This is a genomic window from Rhizobium acaciae (assembly GCF_025941625.1).
In the GTDB taxonomy this organism is placed as follows: domain Bacteria; phylum Pseudomonadota; class Alphaproteobacteria; order Rhizobiales; family Rhizobiaceae; genus Rhizobium; species Rhizobium acaciae.
The window spans coordinates 252,048-272,684 of the sequence record NZ_JAPCZO010000005.1 but is presented as its reverse complement, the minus strand read 5'-3'; the positions used below and the strand labels follow the sequence as shown (position 1 = coordinate 272,684).

Genomic DNA, 20,637 nt, shown 5'->3' with positions numbered 1-20,637 from the left:
GTCTCGCCCTTCGTGCCTTGTTGATATTGGATTTGCCGGAGTGGACGCCAGGCCGAAAGGCCGATCTAGCCGTTGACGAAGGCCATGTCGGCCGCCGTCAGCTCGATGCTGCGCAGTTCGCGGTTGACGAGGAAGTTTTCGGTTTCCTGCACCGTTTCGGCCAGCTCGACGCGGGCATCGAAGCGGGCGCGGAAAGCCTCGATGATCTCGTTGACGATGACCTCGGGGGCCGAGGCGCCGGCGGAAAGGCCGAGCGTCGAAATCGCGCCGATCTCGTCCCAGTCGAGCTCGGCGGCGCGCTGCACGAGGATCGATTTCTTCGCCCCTGCCCTGAGCGCCACTTCGACGAGGCGCTTGGAGTTGGACGAATTCGGCGCGCCGACGATGATGAAGAGATCGCAGCCGGGCGCTGCCTGCTTCACCACTTCCTGGCGGTTGGTCGTCGCGTAACAGATCGAGTCCGCCGCCGGCGCCGTCAGGTTCGGGAAGCGTTCGTGCAGGCGGGTGATGACGCCGGCCGTATCGTCGACCGACAGCGTCGTCTGGGTGACATAGCCGAGATTGTCGGGATCAACAGGGACATAAGCGTCGGCATCCTCGATCGTCTCGATCAGCGAGACCGACCCCTCCGGCAGTTGACCCATCGTGCCGATCACCTCGGGATGGCCGGCATGGCCGATGAGGACGACATGGCGGCCGAGGCGATTGTGGCGCATCGCCTGCTTGTGGACCTTGGAGACCAGCGGGCAGGTGGCGTCGAGATAGAAGAGGTTGCGGCTTGCCGCATCCTCCGGCACGGATTTCGGCACGCCGTGGGCGGAAAAAACCACCGGTTGGGCGCGATGTTCGGCCGGGATTTCGTCCAGTTCCTCGACGAAGACAGCGCCCTTGGCTTCCAGCCCCTCGACGACATAGCGATTGTGGACGATCTCGTGGCGCACATAGACCGGCGCGCCATAGGATTTCAGCGCCAGCACGACGATCTGGATGGCACGGTCGACGCCGGCACAGAAGCCGCGCGGGCCGCAGAGCCGGATCGTCAAAGGAGGTTTCGCCGCAATATTCATGTCTGTTCCGGGTTGAGAGATTTAGGGACCTCTAGCCCAATATGGTCGAGAATTGAAGCGATACTATTGCTGAGGTGCCTTGCGGAACCAGGAGATCGCCACCACGACGACAAGCACGGCGGCAAGCCCGTACCAGGTAAAGGCATATTGCAGATGGTTGTTCGGCAGGTCCATCTGGGTGACGCCGCCGATCGGCAGGCCGGCCGGATTAGGGGTGGAATCGGCATCGACGAAAAAGGGAATGACGCTCGCTTTCTCCAGCCCGACGCTCTCGGCCATGACGTCGAGATCCTTCCAGTAGAAGATGTTCTTGGCGACGTCGTTGTCGGGCACCACCCAGGAAGGCTTGCCGGGAAGCTTTTCGCGCGCCAGGCCGGTGACGGTCTGCTGATCCGTCAGCTGGCCCTGCATGCGCATTTCCGGCTCCTTATTGTCAAAGGGAACGAAGCCGCGATTGACGAAGAGAATGCGCCCGTCGGCAAGCTCCAGCGGGGTATAGATGTAATAGCCGGTCTGGCCGCGCCAGGTGGCGAAGAAATGCCGCTCCTTGTTGTTGATGTAGCGGCCGGTGGCGGTCACCTTGCGGTATTCGATGTCACCGCCTGCAGCCGCCATCGCCTCGATGTCGGCAAGTGGCACGGGGCTTGCTGCCTGCCGCGTGGCGATATCGGCGATCAGTCCCTCCTTCCAGTGCAGGCGCTCCACCTGCCAGGTGCCGAGCGAAATCAGGATGGCAAGGGCAACCAGCACCAGGATGCCGGTGAAAACCGGTAGCCGGCGGCGCGGCGCGGCATGGTCGATATCAGTCACTCAGGCGTCCTTCGCGGGCATTATGGCGGTATTGCATGGCGATCAGGATGCCCTTGAACCAGCGCAGCGTCAGCAGCGACAGGATAATCGTCAACGGAGCGAAGAGCAGGATATGCACCCAGATCGGCGGCCCGTAATTCACCTGCAGCCACAGCACCATGCCGATGACGATGAAGCCGACGATGAGGATGACGAAGACGGCCGGGCCGTCACCGGAATCGGCAAAGGAATAATCGAGGCCGCAGGCGGCGCAGCGCGGCTTTACGCCGAGCAGGCCATCGAAGAGTTTGCCCTGGCCGCAGCGCGGGCAGCAGCCCTTGATGCCTGTCTTCACCGGATCGACGGGCGGAAAATGGGCGCTGTCCTCGTTCATGGCATTCCTTATAGCGATCCTGGTGGTCGCGGCTTCTTCAATGCTGCCTTAACTCTCCCATAAAGTATTCGCAATTCGAATGGAAATAGCTGCGCGTTTTCGCCTCAGCGATTCGCGCCAAACAGAAGAAGAAGACTGATGACCAATGATAGCCATTCCGTGCAGATCATTATCCTGAACGGCGCGCCGCGGAGCGGCAAATCGAGCATCGCGCGCGCAATACAGGAACACTTCGAGGGGCCGTGGATCAACCTCGGCGTCGACAGCTACAATGCCATGACACCGAAGCGCTACCTTCCGGGCATCGGACTGCGGCCGGGCGGCGAACGGCCGGACCTGGAGGAACTGGTGCCGTTCTTTTATGCAGCGCTCTACGAATCGATCGCCATCCATGCCAGCCTGGGGCTCAATGTCATCGCCGATCTCGGCCACCACGACAGCTATTCGCAGCCGCTCGGCATTCTCGGCGATTGCGCCCGGCGGCTGGAAGACTTTCCCGTGCTGTTCGTCGGCGTGCGCTGTCCGATCGAGACGATCATGCAGCGGCGCGACATTGTCCAAGAGGGGCGCGAGACGCTTTATCTCAGCGCCACGGAGGACGTGCCCATTCCAGAACCGGTGAAGCGCTGGCAGGACGAGGTGCATCGTCCCGGCATCTACGATATGGAGGTCGATACGTCAGTGCTGACACCGCTCGAATGCGCCGAGGCGATCCGCCATCAGCTGGATCTCGGGATTCCCGAACCTTCGGCCTTCGACCGGATCGCCGGGGCGCGCTGAGGCGATAAAAGCGGGCACGAGGGCCTTCATCGGCCGAAGAGATTGCCGATGGCAGCCCCTCATCCGGCTGCCGCCACCTTCTCCCCGCTCGCGGGGCGAAGGGGATATGCCGCGCCCTTCTCCGTTCCCCGCCGACCTCTCGCAGGGCACGTCCCCTCTCCCCGTTTTTACGGGGGTCCGAAGGACGGGTCGAGACGAGTGGCTCGAGCCCGGCAGGGTTAGGGTGAGGGGCAGCCATCGGCGCAAACCGGACATCAGTGGCACGAGGCCAAGCAAAACGAGATTTACCAACAAAAAAGGCGGGCACGAGGCCCGCCTTTTCCTTGAATATCGTTCCGATCAGCCGGCTGCGACGGGTGCGCCCCAGCCGCCCCAGACGTAGATGCAGAAGAACAGGAACAGCCAGACGACGTCGACGAAGTGCCAGTACCAGGCGGCGGCCTCGAAGCCGAAATGCTGCTTCGGGGTGAAGTCGCCGCGCAGGGCACGGATCAGGCAGACAGCCAGGAAGATCGTGCCGACGAGGACGTGGAAACCGTGGAAACCCGTCGCCATGAAGAAGGTCGCGCCGTAGATCGAGCTCTTGAAGGCGAACGGGGCGTGAGCATATTCGTAGGCCTGAACGGCAGAGAAGAACATACCGAGCAGCACGGTCAGCGTCAGGCCCTGGATCAGGCCCTTGCGGTCGTTGTGCAGCAGCGCATGGTGCGCCCAGGTGACCGTGGTGCCCGACAGGAGCAGGATGACGGTGTTGTAGATCGGCAGGTGCCAGGGGTCGAGGACCTCGATGCCCTTCGGCGGCCAGGTGCCGCCGGTATAGAGCAGGCGCGAGGCCTGGATCGCTTCATTCGGATAGAGGCTGGCGTCGAAATAGGCCCAGAACCAGGCGACGAAGAACATCACTTCCGAAGCGATGAACATGATCATGCCGTAGCGCAGGTGCAGCGAGACGACACGGGTATGGGCGCCCTCATGGGCTTCCTTCACCGTATCGGCCCACCAGCCGTACATGACGTAGAGCACCAGCGCGAAGCCGATATAGAAAACCCAGGGATTGGCAAGCTCGAAGCCGGCGACCTTGAACGAACCGCCGTTCAGGTAGCGCATGTAGGAGACGCCGCCGAGCGCCATGATGAAGGCGCCGAGCGAGGCTAGAATCGGCCACGGGCTCGGATCGATGATGTGATAGTCGTGATTCTTCTGATGAGCATCGGCCATGTCGCTATCCCCGGATGTCTTCCTTCACTCCGTTCCCGGCATAGCCGGAAACGAGCCTTGATCAAAGTTTCTTTTCAATCTTCTCGGCTCCACCCTCATTCGAAGCCACCGGCTTCGGACCCTCTTTCGGGTAGAACGTATATGACAGCGTAATCGTATGGATATTCTTCGATTCCACCGCCTTGACGATTTCAGGATCGATGTAAAACACCACCGGCATGTCGAGCTTCTCGCCCGGCTTCAGGTCCGTTTCCGTAAAACAGAAACACTGCACCTTGTTGAAATAGACGCCGGCTTCGCCCGGCGTGACGTTGAAAACCGCCTGGCCGCGCTGGGTCTCGTTCGAACGATTCTCGGCGGTGAAATTGACCTGGATGGTCTCGCCGATCTTCGGGTTGACCTCGCGCTCGACCGGCTTGAAGTCCCACTGCAGGCCGGGGGCGACATTGGCGTCGAAGGTGACGCGCATCGTGCGGTCGAGCACGACGCTCGACACCTGGTCGACGCGCTGCGTCGTGCCGTTATAGCCGGTCACCTGGCAGAAGATGCGGTAGAGCGGCACGGCGGCATAGCTCATCGCGCCCATGCCGAAGACGAAGCTCAGGCACATCATGACGACGGCGCCGTTGTTGCGGGTCTGCTTCTTCGGTGCGGCGGCGTTTTCGCTCATCCAGCCATTCCTCCGCCGATCTTCACGATTGCCATCACGTAGAAGAGAATGACGAGGCCGGCAAGCACCAGCCCGAGGGCGACGTTGCGGTTGCGGCGCGACTTGCGCTGCGCTTCCGTGAGCTTGAGCAATTCCATCAGAACCAACCTCCCGCATGCGAGACCAGCACCGACGCCAGCCGGTCGATCATCAAGGCGGAGAACACGGCAAAGAGATAAAAGATCGAGAAGCCGAAGAGCTTCTTCGCCGGGATCATCTTCGGATCGCCGTCGGGCATGCGCCAGACGGCGATGGAACAGTATATGAAGATCGCGCCGAGGACGGCTGCGACGAGGCCATAGCCGAGGCTGGCGAAACCGAGGAAGGACGGCAATACCGCGCAGACGGCGGTCAGCACCGCATAGGCGACGATCTGATGCTTGGTCACCCGTTCGCCGGCAACGTTCGGCAGCATCGGCACGCCGACGGCCTCGTAGTCGCGCATCTTGAAGAGCGCGAGCGCCCAGAAATGCGCCGGTGTCCACAGGAAGATGATGAGGAAGAGAACGGTGCTCTCGATCGTCACGCTGTTGGTCACGCAGGCCCAGCCGATCATCGGCGGGAAGGCGCCGGCAGCACCGCCGATGACGATGTTCTGCGGCGTCGAGCGCTTCAGCCACATGGTGTAGACGACGGCATAGAAGAAAATGGTGAAGGCGAGGATGCCAGCCGAGAGCCAGTTGACGGCCAGGCCGAGGATCACCACCGAAAAGCCCGACAGCACCAGGCCGAAGGCGAGTGCCTCGGAAGGCGCGATGCGGCCGGCCGGGATCGGACGGTTGGCGGTGCGGCTCATGATGGCGTCGATATCGGCGTCATACCACATGTTCAGCGCGCCGGAGGCGCCGGCGCCGACGGCGATGCAGAGGATGGCGATCATGCCGAGGACGGGATGGATATGGCCCGGCGCCAGCACGAGACCGGCAAACGCAGTGAAGACCACGAGCGACATGACCCGTGGCTTCAACAATTCGAAATAATCGCGTGCACTCGCTTCCGACAATTCGCCGTCCTTTGCAAGCACCTCGTGATTGTCGATAACCGTCATCATTCCGTCCTGAATGTCTTACCATCAGGACGCCGTATCGAATGCGGCGTCCTGATATCCGCGCAATTTACTTGATGCGCGGAAGCTGTTCCCACTGGTGATAGGGCGGCGGCGAAGGCAGCTGCCATTCGAGCGTCGTTGCACCCTCACCCCACGGATTGTCGCCGGCGACACGCTTCCTGGCAAAGGCTTCGAAGACGCCATAGAGGAAGATCAGCACACCGAAGGCCGAGATATAGGAGCCGATCGAGGAAACATAGTTCCAGCCGGCAAAGGCATCCGGATAGTCGATGTAGCGGCGCGGCATGCCGGCGAGGCCGAGGAAGTGCTGCGGGAAGAACACCAGGTTGACGCCGATGAACATGATCCAGAAATGCAGCTTGCCGACCAGCTCGTTGTACATGTAGCCGGTCATCTTCGGGAACCAGTAGTACCAGCCGGCGAAGATCGCGAAGACGGCGCCGAGCGACAGAACGTAGTGGAAGTGGGCCACGACGTAATAGGTGTCATGCAGCGAGCGGTCGAGACCGGCATTGGCCAGCTGGACGCCGGTGACGCCGCCGACCGTGAACAGGAAGATGAAGCCGATCGCCCAGAGCATCGGCGTGCGGAACGAAATCGAGCCGCCCCACATCGTCGCGATCCAGGAGAAGATCTTCACACCCGTCGGAACGGCGATGACCATCGTCGCGAAAACGAAGTAGCGCTGCGCGTCGAGCGACAGGCCGACGGTGTACATGTGGTGGGCCCAGACGACGAAGCCGACGGCGCCGATCGCGACCATGGCGTAGGCCATGCCCAGATAGCCGAAGATCGGCTTCTTCGAGAAGGTCGAGATGATGTGGCTGACCATGCCGAAGCCCGGCAGGATGAGGATGTAGACCTCGGGGTGACCGAAGAACCAGAACAGGTGCTGGTAAAGGATCGGATCGCCGCCGCCTTCCGGAGAGAAGAATGCAGTGCCGAAATTGCGGTCGGTGAGCAGCATGGTGATGCCGCCTGCCAGAACCGGCAGCGACAGCAGCAGCAGGAAGGCGGTGATCAGCACGGACCAGGCAAACAGCGGCATCTTGTGCAGCGTCATGCCGGGAGCGCGCATGTTGAGGATCGTGGTGATGAAGTTGATCGCACCGAGGATCGACGAGGCGCCGGCAATGTGGAGCGCGAAGATCGCAAGGTCGACTGCCGGTCCCGGCGTGCCGGTTGTGGCGAGCGGCGGATACATCGTCCAGCCGCCGCCCGTGCCATAGGCGCCTGCCGGGCCTTCGACGAACATCGACAGCAGCAGCAGCGCGAAGGCCGGAACGATCAGCCAGAAGGAGATGTTGTTGAGGCGCGGGAAAGCCATATCCGGCGCGCCGATCATGATCGGCACCATCCAGTTGGCGAAACCGCCGATCATCGCCGGCATGACCATGAAGAAGATCATGATCAGCGCGTGCGCGGTCGTGAACATGTTGAACATCTGCTTGGCGCCGTCGATCGCGGCATCGCCCTCATAGCCGTAGACCATCGAGGCCAGGCCGTGGAAGATCTGGATGCCCGGCTCCTGCAGCTCCATGCGCATGGCAACCGACAGCGCGCCGCCGATGATGCCGGCAATGATCGCGAAGATCAGGTAGAGCGTGCCGATGTCCTTGTGGTTGGTCGAGAACAGCCAGCGATTGGCAAAGCTCGGCTTGTGCCCGTGATCGTGATCGTCATGCGCGTGGTCATGATGGGCGGCGTGATCGCCATGCGTGCGATCGTGATCATGAGAATGATCGTCGTGAGCGGAAGGTCCAGCCATTGTCCCGATCCCCTTTATTACTGTGCTTCGGCGACGTCGACGGTCTTTGCGGGACCATCGGTTGCGGCCATGAGTGTCTTGTAGGCGCCGGGCAGGTCGCTGGCTGCTGCGGTCAGCCACTGCTTGTACTTGTCCTCGGAGACGACGCGGATGGCGATCGGCATGAACGCATGGTCCTTGCCGCAGAGCTCGGAACACTGGCCGTAGAACAGGCCTTCGCGCTCGGCCTTGAACCAGGTCTCGTTCAGGCGGCCCGGCACGGCATCGATCTTGACGCCGAAGGACGGCATGGCGAAAGCGTGAATGACGTCGGTTGGTGCTGCGGTCACGAGAACGCGGACAGTCTTGTTGACCGGCAGGACGAGCTCGTTATCGACGGCGAGAAGCCTGGGATAGATCGACTTGTCTTCCTTGCCGGCGGCCGCGCGGTCCTGATCCTTCAAGAGGTAGGAATCGAAGGCCAGCGGGCTTTCGCCCGAACCTTCATATTCGTAATTCCACTGCCACTGGGTGGCGGTCGCCTTGATCGTCACGTCGGGGTTTTCCGGCAGCGTCAGCTGCGCGGTCAGCAGGTTGAACGACGGAATGGCGAGAAGAAGAAGCACCAGAACCGGCCCCACGGTCCAGGCAATCTCGATCAGCGTGTTGTGGCTCGTCTTCGAGGGAACCGGGTTCGCGCTGGCGCGGAACTTGACGCAGACGACGATGAGCAGGACCAGAACGAACAGCGTGATCGGAACGATAAACCACAGGGTATACTGTTCGAACCACCGGATTTCCCGCATGATCGGCGTTGCCGCCGGCTGCAGCGTCGCCTGCCACGGCGTGGGCTGGTCGGCATATGTGCCGGAAGCAAAAAGCAGACAGACCAGCGTGGTCAGGGCTGCATAAGCCTTCTTCATCACCTTATTATCTCCCTCGAGCGCTTGACTGCAAAATAGAACGCAGAATCCTTGCCATCTTCAGCGCTTCAAACCACAGTTTGGCATTTGCCGCAACAGGTCAGAGCAATTGTCTATGCGGCATTTTTGCTCAAAGCATAGGCAGGCTCGAACGGCAAAACATCCCAAGTTTTTCATCAGCATATGAAAAATCGGCTTTCCGGCCAATCCGCGCGCGACACATTATTTCGCAAAGGTCCAATTTCCGCCGCAGTCCCCCGGTTTTCACGGGGTGGGGCTTTTCATTTTTGGTGGGCAGCTTCAACAATAGCCGCAATGATTCGATATCCAGAGGTTTCCATGGGTTTCCGTTCCCTCGCGCAGTCGCTACTCCTGACTGCCAGCATCGCGGCCGCAGCGACGACGCCCGTTTTCGCACAGCAGCAACCCACCCCGTCACAGGCCAAGCCCCCGGCTTCCGCGCCGGCGCCGACCCCTGCTCCGGCGCCGCAGCAGCCGAGCGCCGCCAAACCGAATGTCGAACCGGTGCCTGGCCAGACACAGCCGCCGGCGCCGGGCACGGTGAAGTCCAATCATGGCGCGTGGTCCGTCGTCTGCGACAAGCCGGCGGGGGCTGCGACCGAACAATGCGCGCTGATGCAGAATGTCATCGCCGAGGATCGGCCGGAGGTCGGGCTTTCCGTCGTCGTCCTGAAGACGGCCGACCGCAAGTCGAAGATTCTGCGCGTGCTGGCACCACTCGGCGTGCTGCTGCCGAACGGCCTCGGGCTCAATGTCGACGGCAAGGATATCGGCCGCGCCTATTTCGTCCGCTGCTTTGCCGACGGCTGCTACGCCGAGGTCGTGCTCGAGGATGAACTGCTCAAGACCTTCCGCAGCGGCGCCCAGGCAACCTTCATCGTCTTCCAGACCCCGGAAGAAGGCATCGGCATCCCCGTCGACCTCAAGGGCTTCGCCGAAGGTTTCGACGCTCTGCCGTGAGGGCAGGCTGCCGTGGGGTCCGCCCCTCATCCGGCTGCCGCCTCCTTCTCCCCTCTCGCGGGGCGAAGGGGGTATGCCGCAACCTCTCCGTTCCCCACTCACCTCGCGTAAGGCACGTCCCCTCGCCCCGTTTTTACGGGGAGAGGGTTAGGGTGAGGGGCGGATATTTCCTCGGCATTTCGAAAAAATCAGCTCTCAAACTGATTATGTAAAAAAGCTGAGCCGCCACGCAGCGCAAGGCGGTTTGCCGCTCACATCCCATTAAAAAAGAATAATTCGACGGCAGGGCTTCACTCCTTATTATGTGGAGCCCTATCTAGGGAGTCAGTGCACTCCTGAACGCATGCCCATTGGAGCCATATCATGACCACCGATCTCCTGACGCTTTTCGATGCCGACGAAGCCACGATGCGTGGGCTTGTCGCCGAGGCCTTGTCCGGCGCCGATGACGGCGAACTGTTCATCGAGCATGCGCAGGCGGAAGCTCTGACCTTCGACAATGGCCGGCTCAAGGGCGGCAGCTTCAACACCGAACAGGGTTTCGGCCTGCGCGCCGTTGCCGGCGAAGCGGTCGGTTACGCCCATGCCGGCGATCTCTCGGTGGCGGCGTTGAAGCGGGCGGCCGATGCGGTCGGCGCGGTGACGCGCGGTTATTCCGGCTCCTATGCGGCAGCGCCCCAGGGCACCAACAAGAAATTCTACAGCGACGAGAACCCGATCGGCCAGCCGAGCTTCGAGGAGAAGGTCAAGGTCCTGCAGGACATCGACGCCTATCTCAGGGGCAAGGATGACAAGGTGCGCCAGGTGACGGCCTCGGTCGCCGCAAGCTGGCAGGTCGTCGACATCCTGCGGGCCGACGGACATCGTGTGCGCGACATCAGGCCGATGACGCGCATCAACATCTCGGTCATGGTCGGCGAAGGCGATCGGCAGGAGAGCGGCTCCTATGGCCACGGCGGCCGCATCGGCTTCGGCGATTTCATCGCCGAGGGCAGCTGGCAATACGGCGCCGACGAGGCGCTGCGCCAGGCGCTCGTCAATCTCGAGGCGATCGATGCGCCGGCGGGCACGATGGACGTCGTTCTCGGCTCCGGCTGGCCGGGCGTGATGCTGCACGAGGCTGTTGGTCACGGGCTGGAAGGCGATTTCAACCGCAAGAAGACATCGGCCTTTGCCGGTCTTCTCGGCCAGATGGTCGCCGCTCCCGGCGTCACCGTCGTCGATGACGGCACGATCGACAATCGCCGCGGCTCGATCACCATCGATGACGAGGGCACGCCGTCCGCCTACAACGTGCTGATCGAGAACGGCAAGCTCGTCGGCTATATGCAGGATCGGCAGAATGCCCGGCTGATGGGCATGGCGCCGACCGGCAACGGCCGTCGCCAGGGCTATTCCCATGTGCCGATGCCGCGCATGACCAACACCTACATGCTCGGCGGCGACAAGACGCCCGAGGAGATCATCGCCTCGGTGAAGAAGGGCATCTATGCCGTCTCCTTCGGCGGCGGCCAGGTGGACATCACCTCCGGCAAGTTCGTCTTCGGCTGCACCGAGGCCTATCTGATCGAGAACGGCAAGGTCGGCGCGCCGATCAAGGGCGCGATGCTGATCGGCAACGGCCCGGATGCGATGAAGCGGGTGTCGATGATCGGCAACGACATGAAGCTCGATACCGGCATCGGCAATTGCGGCAAGGCCGGCCAATGGGTTCCCGTCGGCGTCGGCCAGCCGCATCTGCGCATGGATCAGGTGACGGTCGGCGGCACGCAGACCTGAGGCGAAAGGACCTGTCATGGCGGACGTCGAAATCAGAACCTTCACCGCCGATGACGCCGATGCCGTGCTTTCGGTGATCCTGCCGATCCAGCGCGAGGAATTCGGCATCGATATCACCGCGGATGCGCAGCCGGATCTCAGGGTCATCCCGGATTTCTACCAGTCCGGCAAGGGGCAGTTCTGGGTTGCCGTCAAGGATGGCGCCATCGTCGGCACGGTCGGGCTCAAGGATATCGGCAACAACCAGGCGGCGTTGCGCAAGATGTTCGTCTCAGCTGAGGTTCGCGGCCACGAGCATGGCGTGGCGGCGCGGCTTCTCGATCGGCTGTTTGCCCATGCCAGGGATGCCGGCCTCACCGATATCTTCCTCGGCACGACCGACAAGTTCGTCGCCGCGCATCGCTTCTACGAGAAGAACGGCTTTACCGAGATCGCCAAGAGCGCTCTGCCCCGCGCCTTCCCGCTGATGGCGGTGGACAGCAAATTCTACCGCTATAAGGTCGGGTGACTTAAGTTTCCGAAGCCTGACGGCCGCACGTAAACGTGGGGCGACATGCATCAGCCCTTCGACGTCAGCGCCGGCTGGAACCGCCACTTCCGTTCGATCGCGGCGGCAAGGTCGATATCGTTGCGGCGGGCAAAGAGCAGGATGTGGCCGAGCAGGTCGGCGGTTTCGTCGGCGAGATCGCGGTCGAGTTCTTCCTGCGTCCGTTCCCTGCGGCGCCCGCGGCCGGTCAGGCGGTTCCAGGCCTGGGTGAGTTCGCCCACCTCCTCCTGCAGCTTCAGCAAAAACCAGTCGGCGTCACGTTCGATGCCGTTGGCTGCGGCATAGGCCGCGGATGAGGTTTCGAACTGATCGGCGAGACGGCGCAGCATGAGCGTTCTCCTTTTGTTTATGGAGGAGACGCTGATTCCCAACAATTGTCCAGAACGGGATTGTCCAGAGTGCCGGACGGCGATCAGCCGCGATCCGGCAGCAGCATGCAGTCATAGGAGCGCTGCTTCAGGGCATCGCAGGCCGAGACGGCGGCATCCTTGCTGGCGAAACCGACGAAGCGGGCGCGATAGATCTTGTTGACCCCCTGCCCGACCGCCTCGGTATAGGGCGAGGCGGAAACGAGCGGCGCGCCGGCTTCCGACTTCGCCAGGGCGAGAAGCGCACGAGCCGCATCGGCGCTGGGAGCGGCCGAGATCTGGATCTGCCAGTCGCCATTGGCCTTCTCTGCCGATGTCTTCGGCGTCTTGCCGGCGTTCAGGATCTCGTCCATCGCGACGGGACGATCCAGCGGCACGACGGCGTCATCGGCATAGGCAAGGCTCTTGGCTGCGAGATCGTCGACTTGCCGCGGTGCGTTGAGCGGCACCGGAACATCGGAGGCCTCGGCGGCGGACGCGACTTCGACGGGTTCCCTTGCGCCGACGCTCGCCATCAGCTTTGCGCCGCCGGAAGACGAGGCGCGGCCGAGATAACGGTCGAGCAAACCGGCCATCTTTGCGTCGCGGCTGCGGGCGGTGCGGCCGCCGAGCACGACGCCGACGACGCGGCGGTTGCCGTCTCTGACCGCGCTGACGAGGTTGAAGCCGGAAGCGTTGGTATAACCGGTCTTGATGCCGTCCATTCCCTGGTAGCGGTACATGAGATTGTTGTGGCCGCGCACCGTCCGGCCGCGGAAATTGAAACTGGCCGTCGAAAACAGCCGGTATTCGTTCGGATAATTCTTCATCAGCGCGATGGCGAGCGTCGACATGTCACGCGCCGTCGTGACCTGACGGCCGTCCGGCAGGCCGGAAGCGTTGACGAAGACGGTGCGGCTCATGCCGAGCTGGCGGGCTTTGGCCGTCATCACCCGGGCAAAGCCGCTTTCCGAGCCGGCGAGCTTCTCGCCCATTGCGGAGGCGGCATCATTGGCGGATTTGACGATCATGCCATAGACCGCCTCGCGCACGGTGATCGTGCCGCCCGCCTTGACGCCAAGCTTGGTCGGCGGGCGTGCAGCGGCGTATTTCGACATCCGGATCGGGGTGTCCCAGGTGATCTTGCCGCGCTTCAACGCCTCGAAGGTGAGATAGAGCGTCATCATCTTCGTCAGCGAGGCCGGATGGTTCAGCGTATCGGCGTTTTCGGAGGCGAGAACTTTGCCGGTCCGGGCATCGAGGATCAGCGAAGCGTTGCCGGCAAGGGCCGCAAGCGGCGCCGAAACGGCAAGCGTTACGGTCAAAACAGCCGCCAAAAGCTTTCTCATGCACTTTCCCCTCATACCCTGGCCCCTCATACGCTGGCACCTGATGCGCTGCCCTTGATGCGGGCTCTCGGTCAGACCGGCATTTGTGCCGTAATGTGACAGAAGCCGCAAGTTTGGCGCGACTTTGAGGCAACGCCTATCATTTTTCTAGTCTTTTCATCGTCTTGGTAAACAGGAAATGAAAGACCCGTGCCGGATCGGGATTCAGCAAGGCTTAAGTCGCACTTGCTAGTTTCCGGAAAAGGCAGGGGAAAAGCGCCGCATGACGGGACAATTCAAGCGATTGGGCAAGCGACTGGCGATCGGCGCCGGGCTCGAGTTTTCCTGGCTGCTCGCCTCAGTCGGGCTGATGCGCGAAGCACGCGGGCGCGGTATCGTCTTCACCCTGCATCATGTCCGCCCGCACCTGCCCCAGGCTTTCGAGCCGAATGCGCATCTCGAAATCACCCCCCGTTTTCTCGATGCGGCGCTGCGGCGGCTGCGGCGGGAAGGCTATCGTTTCGTGCCCCTCGATCAAGTGCCGGTGCTGCTGGCAGAGCCCGAGGGTGGAGCGCCGTTTGCTGCCTTCACGCTCGACGACGGATACAGCAACAATCTGGAGCATGCGCTGCCGGTGTTCGAGCGGCATCAAGCGCCGTTCACGGTGTTCGTCGCCAAGGGTTTTGCCGAGGGCTCCCACAGTATCTGGTGGGAGACGCTGGCGATCCTCTTACGCCAGGTGCCGGAAATCCGCTTCGATTTCGGCCGCGGCAGAGAACGGCTGGCGCTCGACAGCCCGCAGCAGCAGTGGCATGCCTTCGACCGCTTTGCCAACTATATCCACGGCTCCGACGAGGCGCGCGCCGTTGCCGCCATCGATCTGCTGGCGCGCGAAAACGGCATCGAGCCGACGGATATCGTCCGCGAACTGGTGATGGGGCCTGGCGAATTGCAATGGCTGGCGGCACATCCGCTCGCAACGCTCGGCGCCCATACGATCAGCCATCGGGCGCTCGCGCGCCTGCCGGAAGCCGAAGCGCGAATCGAAATGCAGGTTTCGGCGGACTACGTCGAGGCGGTGACCGGCATCCGTCCCGAGACGATCGCCTATCCCTATGGCACGCCTGATGCTGCGACCGCCCGCGAGGCGCGCATCGCTCGCAATCTCGGTTTTACCCTTGCGGTCACCACGCAGCCCGGGCTGCCGTCAGCGCAATTGACCGGCTATCTCCCGCGCATTTCGCTCAACGGCTTCTACCAGAAGCGACGCTACGTCTCGGCGCTCGCCTCCGGCATACCGCTGAAGCTGATGGGCAGGTAAAGCCCGTTAGAGCAATTCCAGCAAAAGTGTGCAGCGGGTTTTGCGCCCGGAATTGCGTGAAACAAAGAGATAGAGCAATTTCGTGATTCGAAGAAAAACGGAATTGCTCTAGGGATACATCCGCACCTTGTCCCATTCGCCTTCCGGTGACGGCCGGCGGAACTCGACGCGGTCATGCAGGCGGAATTTCTGGTCCTTCCAGAATTCGATCGAGGTCGGGCGGATGCGGAAGCCCGACCAGTGGGCCGGGCGCGGAATCTCGCCGATAGCATAACGCGCTGTATATTCGGCCACGGCCTTTTCGAGCGCGAAACGGCTTTCGAGCGGGCGGGATTGTCTGGAGGCCCAGGCGCCGATGCGGCTGCCGCGCGCCCGCGTCTTGAAATAGGCGTCGGCTTCGGCATCGGTGACGATCTCGACGGGGCCGCGCAGCCTCACCTGACGCCGCAGGCTTTTCCAGTGAAAGCACATGGCGGCCTTTTTCTGGCCGAGAATTTCGCGGCCTTTCTGGCTCTCGAAATTGGTGTAAAAGACGAAACCGTCGTCGTCGAATCCCTTCAGGAGAACCATGCGGACATTCGGAAGACCATCCTCATCGACCGTTGCCAGCGCCACCGCATTGGGGTCATTGGGCTCTGAGGCCTCGGCTTCTTTCAGCCATTCGGCAAAGAGCTTGAAGGGCTCGCCACTTTCGGTAAAGTCACCGCTTGTTAACTCGTTTGCCGACATATTGGTTCAAATGCCCCGGATTATTCAAAACTCGCCCAGCTTTTGATAACTGGACAGGATGCAGGGTGGAAGTCATAACAAAGTCATCTCGCCATACAAAGGGCCTGCGGCAACGCAGCACTGTGTTCTTCGTCATCGGCGTCGCGATGTTGTCGCTGTCCGGCTGCGTCGGCGGCGGCATGGATTTCCTCAGTGAAGCCAAGGTCGACCGGTCGGTGGCAACCGGCACCGTGCCGCAGACGCCGCCGAGCACCGATACGCTTTCCGACGAAATGACCGTGCGCAACGCCGTGACCTCGGCCGACGTGCAAAGGCTCGAGGGCCAGCCGCTTCCCTGGGCGAACGCATCGACGGGCAGTGCCGGCGTCATCGATACGATCGTCGAGAACAATGAGTCCGGCCAGGTCTGCCGCCAGTTCCGCACGACCCGGCATTCCTATGTCGGCATCGCCAAATTCTACGGCAAGACCTGCCTCGTCGGCGGCGGCAACTGGCAACTTCTGAGCTTCCAGCCCGAGAGCTGATCCAGCGGGAGAGCTGAGCCTCCTAGGTCGTGTGGTCGAATGCTGCTTCTCCAAACTGAAGCAGTTCAAAAGAGTCGCAACGCGCTTCGAGAAAACCGCCAGAAACGACCTCGCCGTCGTCACGATCGCAGCGATCGTCCTATGGATCAGATAACAGCCCAGGCCACCTAGAGAGAAATAGTTTGGCCCACACCCAGGCGCTTGGCCTCGCGGTAAGCGAGGTCGGCTGTCACCATATCTTCCATGGCGACGCCCATGGCCTTGTAGATTGTGACCTGCTGATCTGAGGTCCGACCTGGTCGCTGCCCCAGCAACATCGCGCCAAGATCGGTGCTTGCCTCGGGATCAATATTTGCAAGTTCGCAGCAGCCTACGGGTGTTGGTGCAAACGAATCCCGCGCCTCAACAAAGAGGGTGCCGCGAGCCATCAAATCGATCGGAAGTTCGCCGCCGGGGGGCGCGACGCCAACCGAAGACACGTGCGTTCCTGGTTGAACCCATTCTGCGGATATTGCTGGAACATAGGAGTGCGTCGCGAGGCACACGACATCTGAAGAGCGTATCGCCGCCTCAAGATCCTCGACGGCAGTGATGCCTGAATGACGTGAAGCCAGCGCCTGCGCATCAGCAAAATCTTTAGAGAACACCCGAATTTCCTGGAAATCGCGAACGAGCGGCAACAGACGAAGGTGCTGGCTGGCTTGAACGCCCGCGCCCACGACGGTCGCGACCTTGGCATTACACCTGGCGAGTTCTCGCACTGAGAGGACGGCCGAACCAGACGTGCGTACAGCCGTGATGTAGGTGCCGTCCATAATGCAAACAGGCGTTCCTGTTTCTGGATCGAAGAGATGTATTGTTGCGAGGTGACTGGGGATGCCCCGGGCGATATTGCCTTCGAACACGTTGACCAGTTTTACGGTCAAATGCATTCCCTTCATCCAGGCTGGCATCGCCAACGAATAGCCCGCATTCGGAATATCGAGTTGTGGCCGCGCTGGATTGACGACACGACCGTCGGAGAGCGCTTTGAACCCGTCCGCTAGCGCGTCGAGCAGCTTGCGCAGGTCGATACATGTTTTGACCTCCGCTTCGCTCAGCGAGAGAATCTTGATCTCACCTTTGGTGTGAGTGCTTAAGGCAGGTTGGGTTCTGTGCATGATGTTGCTTGCCTTCGTCTGGTCGGGGTTTAGTTCCTTTCCAACCGTATTGCGGCAAACTGCGCGATAAAATATAGTATTTTCGACATATTTACGTGATTATCACGCATATCAACCCAAGAAAGTGTGAATCAGAAATGAGTGACTTGGACCGTGTCGATCGGATGCTGCTCGGGCTATTGCAAGAAGATGGTCGCCGCACTGTTCTTGACCTCGCCGAACGCGTTGGATTGTCACCGACCGGCGCATCCCAACGCATCAAGCGGCTTTTCAGTGAAGGCTTTATCCGCGCTGTGCGGGCTGTGCTCGAGCCTTCAAAGATCGGACGTGGCACGCTCGTCTTTATCGAGGTAAGGCTCGATCACACCGCGCCGCACGTCTTCGACCGCTTTGCGGAGGCTGTTGCGAAGGCACCCGAAATCATCGAATGTCATATGGTGATTGGTGGCTTCGACTACCTGGTCAAAGCACGAATAGCGGATATGGCGACGTTTCAGGAATTCCTGCAGCGGGTCATTCTGCCACTTCCTGGCGTCAGGGAAACCCACAGTTACGCATCAATCGGTGATGTGAAGCCTGACGCATTGTTGCCGCTTTGACACCTGCGATTTTCCGGACCGGTTGAGACTGGAAATTCCAGTCTAGACGGAGTTTTCGGCATGAAAAGTCGAAGTTCACGGAGGTACAGATCGCTTTCATTGCGGCAACCCGGGGAGCGAACGCCGGTTCCCGTGGTCTGTCGGTAGTCGCGCGTCGCCGCCATCATCTTATCGATCAGACAAGTGTCCACGCCGCCTAAGGCTAAATTCAAACCATTACCGCGTCCCTTTGCGCGTCCGAAAGACGCGCAGCGCCCTCGCCAACAGGTTAACGCGCGACCGCTTTCTGCCGAATGCTTAGCAAAGAGCTAACCATTTACCGCGAAACACCCCACATCTCTTCACAGAAATAACAAGTGATTAGCAACTCCGCCGCAGGATCGGCGTTGAGAGTGGCTGTTCCTGCCTTTGCGGCGGGTGACGCCACACACGTTTTATTGGACGGGGATGCCGGGCAAGGACGAGGCTTGCCGCATCGCAACACCGGCGGTTTTAACATGCGCGATCCTTATAAAATTCTGGGCGTCAAGCGCGACGCGGCAGTAGACGAGATCAAGGCGGCTTGGCGCAACATGGCCAAATCAGCCCATCCCGACCATAATCAGGACGACCCGACGGCGACGGCCCGGTTCGCCGAGATCGGCCGCGCCTATGAAACCTTGAAGGACCCACGCAAACGCAGCCTGTTCGACAATGCCTTGCGGATGGCCGAAGCCAAGAAGCACGAACAGACGATCATGCAGCAGCGCCAGGCCGCCCGCGAGGCAGCCGTGCGCGCCAAGGCGGCGCAGGCCAATGCCGAGCGCGTGATGGAAGAGCTGGCGCGTGCCGCCCAGAAGGCCGCCGCCGACGGCTCCAGGCAACAGGCAGGCGCGACCGAGGCCGCCGACGAGATGGTGGATCGCATTTTCGGCGCCCAGGCGCGCGCCGCCGGCGGCGGCCAGGCGCAGGGTCGCGCCCAGCAGACGCCATATCAGCAGGCTCAAAGTCAGCAGGCACAAAACGCCCAGGGCGAGACCGGCAAGCGCATGGATGGCGATGCCGCCGAGGCCGAGATCAAGGGCGACGAGGAAGCGGGCGAAGCTGGGCAAAATGCCGCCGCCAACCTGTCGCTGCCGCTCAGCATCCTGACAAACCTGGTGCGCCGTTTCACCGGCGCCAAGGATACCGGCCTCGATAAAGCGCCGGATGAGGTGACGACGGCGACGGTCACGATCGACGACGTGTTGAAGAGCGGCTGGATTACCGCGTCGCTGCCGGAGGGCCGCGAAATCGGCTTCGCATTGCCGGCAGGCACGACCGACGGTCACGAGATCAGGCTCAAGGGACAGGGCTTCAAGCTGCCTGGCATGCAGCGCGGCGACGCCGTCATCAACATTCGCATCGCACCCGATCCGCGCTTCACCGTCGATGGTTTCGATCTGCACGCGGTGCTGCCGCTCAGCATCGAAAATGCCGTGCTCGGCACCGAGGCGCGTATCGAAGGACCGAGCGGGCCGCTGAACGTGACGATCCCCGCATGGTCCGGCTCGGACAAGACGATTAGAATTCCCGGCCAGGGATTGCCCCGCGAAGAGGGCGGCAGAGGCGATCTCGTTGTCGAATTGCGCATTATCCTGTGGGAAAAACCCGACGACAAAATCACCGATCTCATGCGGAGCATGCGCGAAGGCCTGTTCCTATGAAATTTTTATGACATTCGCACCCTTTATTACGATCCCTAACAGTTGATGATCCCGGCCAAGCTTGAACCGATTAACGGCCTATGCCATAGGCAGGATCGATCAGAATCCTAGGGAGCGAAATATGGCTCAAGCATCCGGCCTCATGGCAGGCAAACGCGGCGTCATCATGGGTGTCGCCAACAATCGTTCGATTGCGTGGGGTATTGCCAAGGCCATTCATGCGCAGGGCGGAGAAGTTGCGTTCACCTACCAGGGCGATGCGCTGAAGAAGCGTGTCGAGCCGCTCGCCGCCGAAATCGGCGCGACGCTCGTCGGCCACTGTGACGTCGCCGACGAAGCCACCATCGATGAGGTTTTCGGGAACGTCGAAAAGCTGTGGGGCAAGATCGATTTCCTCGTGCATGCGATCGGCTTTTCCGACAAGGACGAGCTGACCGGCCGCTATGTCGACACCTCGGCCGACAATTTCGCCAAGACGATGCAGATCTCCGTCTATTCCTTCACCTCGGTCGCACGCCGCGCCGAGAAGCTGATGACGGATGGCGGCGCCATGCTGACGCTGACCTATTACGGTGCCGAAAAGGTGATGCCGAACTATAACGTCATGGGCGTCGCCAAGGCCGCGCTCGAAGCCAGCGTCAAATATCTCGCCGTCGACCTCGGACCGCAGAACATCCGCGTCAACGCGGTTTCGGCCGGACCGATCAAGACGCTTGCCGCCTCCGGCATCGGCGATTTCCGCTATATTCTGAAGTGGAACGAATATAACGCGCCGCTGCGCCGCACCGTCACCATCGAAGAAGTCGGCGATGTCGGCCTCTATCTCCTGTCGGACCTGTCGCGCTCCGTCACCGGCGAAGTGCACCACGCCGACAGCGGCTATCATGTCATCGGCATGAAGGCGGTCGACGCGCCCGACATTTCCGTCGTCAAGGACTGAT

The 20,637-nt window shown here is 61.5% G+C and carries 22 protein-coding genes and 1 pseudogene; 10 read left to right on the top strand and 13 right to left on the bottom strand.

What is annotated here, in order from left to right; translation table 11 throughout:
* Window positions 1–65: 65 nt before the first annotated feature.
* The 3 genes from ispH to OLZ32_RS10515 form a co-directional block, all read right to left on the bottom strand.
* A complete protein-coding gene (ispH, locus tag OLZ32_RS10525) occupies window positions 66–1,067 on the bottom strand; it encodes a 4-hydroxy-3-methylbut-2-enyl diphosphate reductase (protein ID WP_003545997.1) in 1,002 nt (333 codons plus the stop codon).
* 63 nt (window positions 1,068–1,130) lie between these two features.
* Window positions 1,131–1,877 (bottom strand): SURF1 family protein, encoded by a 747-nt coding sequence (locus tag OLZ32_RS10520; protein ID WP_264420964.1) that lies wholly within the window; start codon window positions 1,875–1,877, stop codon window positions 1,131–1,133.
* Window positions 1,870–2,250 carry a DUF983 domain-containing protein gene (locus OLZ32_RS10515; RefSeq protein ID WP_003545995.1) on the bottom strand — a complete coding sequence of 127 codons (381 nt, stop codon included), beginning with the start codon at window positions 2,248–2,250 and terminating at the stop codon, window positions 1,870–1,872. Before OLZ32_RS10515 ends, OLZ32_RS10520 begins: the two co-directional genes overlap by 8 nt.
* A gap of 138 nt (window positions 2,251–2,388) precedes the next feature.
* Between OLZ32_RS10515 and OLZ32_RS10510 the strand changes: the two genes are divergently transcribed.
* Window positions 2,389–3,030, top strand: a complete 642-nt coding sequence (locus tag OLZ32_RS10510) for a chloramphenicol phosphotransferase CPT family protein (RefSeq protein WP_264420961.1) — start codon at window positions 2,389–2,391, stop codon at window positions 3,028–3,030.
* A 339-nt stretch (window positions 3,031–3,369) separates the two neighbouring features.
* Here OLZ32_RS10510 and OLZ32_RS10505 read toward each other — a convergent pair whose 3' ends face one another.
* From OLZ32_RS10505 to coxB, 6 genes are all read right to left on the bottom strand, one after another.
* Complete coding sequence (locus tag OLZ32_RS10505) at window positions 3,370–4,248, bottom strand: cytochrome c oxidase subunit 3 (RefSeq protein ID WP_003545992.1); 879 nt, start codon at window positions 4,246–4,248, stop codon at window positions 3,370–3,372.
* 61 nt (window positions 4,249–4,309) lie between these two features.
* Window positions 4,310–4,918: a cytochrome c oxidase assembly protein gene (locus OLZ32_RS10500; RefSeq protein WP_164026216.1), complete on the bottom strand. Its 609-nt coding sequence runs from the start codon at window positions 4,916–4,918 to the stop codon at window positions 4,310–4,312.
* Entirely contained in the window at window positions 4,915–5,055 is a 141-nt protein-coding gene (locus tag OLZ32_RS10495; RefSeq protein WP_264420957.1) for a hypothetical protein, read from the bottom strand. Before OLZ32_RS10495 ends, OLZ32_RS10500 begins: the two co-directional genes overlap by 4 nt.
* The gene (locus OLZ32_RS10490) at window positions 5,055–6,005 is read right to left on the bottom strand and encodes a heme o synthase (RefSeq protein ID WP_003545989.1); all 951 of its coding nucleotides are present in this window, start codon (window positions 6,003–6,005) and stop codon (window positions 5,055–5,057) included. The genes OLZ32_RS10495 and OLZ32_RS10490 overlap by 1 nt, the downstream gene beginning before the upstream one ends.
* A 67-nt stretch (window positions 6,006–6,072) precedes the next feature.
* A complete protein-coding gene (gene ctaD, locus OLZ32_RS10485) occupies window positions 6,073–7,794 on the bottom strand; it encodes a cytochrome c oxidase subunit I (RefSeq protein ID WP_017990523.1) in 1,722 nt (573 codons plus the stop codon).
* 17 nt (window positions 7,795–7,811) lie between these two features.
* Window positions 7,812–8,696, bottom strand: coding sequence for a cytochrome c oxidase subunit II (gene coxB / locus OLZ32_RS10480; RefSeq protein WP_264420953.1), 885 nt, complete (start codon window positions 8,694–8,696; stop codon window positions 7,812–7,814).
* Between the two features lie 315 nt (window positions 8,697–9,011).
* Between coxB and OLZ32_RS10475 the strand changes: the two genes are divergently transcribed.
* From OLZ32_RS10475 to OLZ32_RS10465, 3 genes are all read left to right on the top strand, one after another.
* On the top strand, window positions 9,012–9,677 hold the full coding sequence (locus tag OLZ32_RS10475; protein WP_017990521.1) for an invasion associated locus B family protein: 666 nt from the start codon (window positions 9,012–9,014) through the stop codon (window positions 9,675–9,677).
* A 363-nt stretch (window positions 9,678–10,040) separates the two neighbouring features.
* Complete coding sequence (gene tldD, locus OLZ32_RS10470) at window positions 10,041–11,456, top strand: metalloprotease TldD (protein ID WP_003545985.1); 1,416 nt, start codon at window positions 10,041–10,043, stop codon at window positions 11,454–11,456.
* A gap of 16 nt (window positions 11,457–11,472) precedes the next feature.
* Window positions 11,473–11,964 (top strand): GNAT family N-acetyltransferase, encoded by a 492-nt coding sequence (locus tag OLZ32_RS10465; protein ID WP_264420951.1) that lies wholly within the window; start codon window positions 11,473–11,475, stop codon window positions 11,962–11,964.
* Between the two features lie 50 nt (window positions 11,965–12,014).
* On the opposite strand, the gene OLZ32_RS10460 is transcribed toward OLZ32_RS10465, so the two are convergent.
* Both OLZ32_RS10460 and OLZ32_RS10455 read right to left on the bottom strand, forming a co-directional pair.
* Window positions 12,015–12,332: a nucleoside triphosphate pyrophosphohydrolase family protein gene (locus OLZ32_RS10460; protein ID WP_028742779.1), complete on the bottom strand. Its 318-nt coding sequence runs from the start codon at window positions 12,330–12,332 to the stop codon at window positions 12,015–12,017.
* An 83-nt stretch (window positions 12,333–12,415) separates the two neighbouring features.
* Window positions 12,416–13,699 (bottom strand): D-alanyl-D-alanine carboxypeptidase family protein, encoded by a 1,284-nt coding sequence (locus OLZ32_RS10455; RefSeq protein ID WP_264420949.1) that lies wholly within the window; start codon window positions 13,697–13,699, stop codon window positions 12,416–12,418.
* 262 nt (window positions 13,700–13,961) lie between these two features.
* Here OLZ32_RS10455 and OLZ32_RS10450 point away from each other — a divergent pair, with 262 nt between their 5' ends.
* Window positions 13,962–14,999 carry a polysaccharide deacetylase family protein gene (locus OLZ32_RS10450; RefSeq protein WP_264420923.1) on the top strand — a complete coding sequence of 346 codons (1,038 nt, stop codon included), beginning with the start codon at window positions 13,962–13,964 and terminating at the stop codon, window positions 14,997–14,999.
* 108 nt (window positions 15,000–15,107) lie between these two features.
* On the opposite strand, the gene pdxH is transcribed toward OLZ32_RS10450, so the two are convergent.
* Entirely contained in the window at window positions 15,108–15,728 is a 621-nt protein-coding gene (gene pdxH / locus OLZ32_RS10445) for a pyridoxamine 5'-phosphate oxidase (protein ID WP_072639439.1), read from the bottom strand.
* A 65-nt stretch (window positions 15,729–15,793) separates the two neighbouring features.
* Between pdxH and OLZ32_RS10440 the strand changes: the two genes are divergently transcribed.
* A complete protein-coding gene (locus OLZ32_RS10440; protein ID WP_011650749.1) occupies window positions 15,794–16,252 on the top strand; it encodes an RT0821/Lpp0805 family surface protein in 459 nt (152 codons plus the stop codon).
* Between the two features lie 31 nt (window positions 16,253–16,283).
* Window positions 16,284–16,406, top strand: a pseudogene (locus tag OLZ32_RS10435) (IS5/IS1182 family transposase); the annotation flags it as partial.
* 13 nt (window positions 16,407–16,419) lie between these two features.
* On the opposite strand, the gene OLZ32_RS10430 reads toward OLZ32_RS10435, so the two are convergent.
* On the bottom strand, window positions 16,420–17,412 hold the full coding sequence (locus tag OLZ32_RS10430; RefSeq protein ID WP_264420917.1) for an ornithine cyclodeaminase family protein: 993 nt from the start codon (window positions 17,410–17,412) through the stop codon (window positions 16,420–16,422).
* A 137-nt stretch (window positions 17,413–17,549) separates the two neighbouring features.
* Between OLZ32_RS10430 and OLZ32_RS10425 the strand changes: the two genes are divergently transcribed.
* From OLZ32_RS10425 to fabI, 3 genes are all read left to right on the top strand, one after another.
* Entirely contained in the window at window positions 17,550–18,011 is a 462-nt protein-coding gene (locus tag OLZ32_RS10425) for an Lrp/AsnC family transcriptional regulator (RefSeq protein WP_024324002.1), read from the top strand.
* Between the two features lie 467 nt (window positions 18,012–18,478).
* A complete protein-coding gene (locus tag OLZ32_RS10420) occupies window positions 18,479–19,696 on the top strand; it encodes a J domain-containing protein (protein ID WP_264420914.1) in 1,218 nt (405 codons plus the stop codon).
* A gap of 121 nt (window positions 19,697–19,817) precedes the next feature.
* Window positions 19,818–20,636, top strand: a complete 819-nt coding sequence (fabI, locus tag OLZ32_RS10415) for an enoyl-ACP reductase FabI (protein WP_003545976.1) — start codon at window positions 19,818–19,820, stop codon at window positions 20,634–20,636.
* The last annotated feature ends 1 nt before the right edge of the window (window position 20,637 follow it).